Genomic DNA, 993 nt, shown 5'->3' with positions numbered 1-993 from the left:
GCCGTCTACCTGCCAGTCTTCGCGCAGGGTTTCGCCTTCACCGAGGATTTTTTCTACGAAGATCGGCAAATGCCGGTTGGGCGAAAGGGAATCCACGCGCCTGCGCAACTTGCGGCAATACCCGCGTGGGTCAGCCAACCCGTCGATATGGTCGATGCGCAAGCCGTCCACCAGCCCTTGGCTGATCAGCTCGAAAATCTTGCCGTGGGTGGCTTCGAACACGGCGCTGCGTTCTACGCGCAGGCCGCCGAGTTCGTTGACGTCGAAGAAGCGCCGCCAGTTGATATCGTCCGCTGCGGTACGCCAGCTGGCCAGCCGATAAACCTGTTGTTCCAGCAAGGCGTGCAAGCGCTGGAAGCCGTCTGGTTGGCGGCCATCAAACTCGGCCAGTTGGCGTTCGATGGCGTGCAGCACCGAGGCTTCGGTGGCGCGCTCGGCCAACGCGTGTTTGAGCCAGCCGGCTTCGGTGTACGCGTAATCCTCGTAGGCGAGGGTGCCGAAACGATCGGCCAGGGGCTTCAACAATTCATCGCCGCCCAGAATCATGGCGTAGTCACGCGGGCAAATCGGGAAGCGGTGCTCGTAATGCTCGACGTAAAAACCGCCCTGCACGGCATCGAACTTGAGCGCCAGGTTGCCGCTTTGCAGCGCTTCACCGTAGTCGCTGCCCAGAAACGGCATCAGCAATTGGCCCTTGAGCAGCGGGTCCGGCGAGTGCCACTGGATATCGAAAAACTCACTGTAGGGACTCAGGCGGCCCCATTCCAAGAGGTCCAGCCACCACGGGTTGTCTGCACCGCCGACGGCCATATGGTTGGAGACGATATCGAGGATCAGCCCCATCCGGTGCTCACGCAGCGCCGCAACCAACCTGTGCAAGGCGGGCTCGCCTCCAAGCTCGGGGTTGACGCGGGTCGGGTCAACCACATCGTAGCCGTGCATGGAACCGGCGCGGGCGGCCAGCAGCGGCGAGGCATACAGGTGGCTGATGCC

The 993-nt window shown here is 62.5% G+C and carries 1 protein-coding gene; it reads right to left on the bottom strand.

Annotation, left to right across the window (positions count from 1 at the left end; translation table 11 throughout):
* Positions 1-993 (bottom strand): alpha-amylase family glycosyl hydrolase (locus tag FEM54_RS33105; RefSeq protein WP_240792840.1); only part of this gene is annotated, 993 nt, incomplete at both ends.

Source organism: Pseudomonas edaphica, assembly GCF_005863185.1.
Classification (GTDB): Bacteria; Pseudomonadota; Gammaproteobacteria; order Pseudomonadales; family Pseudomonadaceae; genus Aquipseudomonas; species Aquipseudomonas edaphica.
Note: the sequence above shows the minus strand (reverse complement) of the source record. Positions and strands in the feature narration are given on the sequence as shown.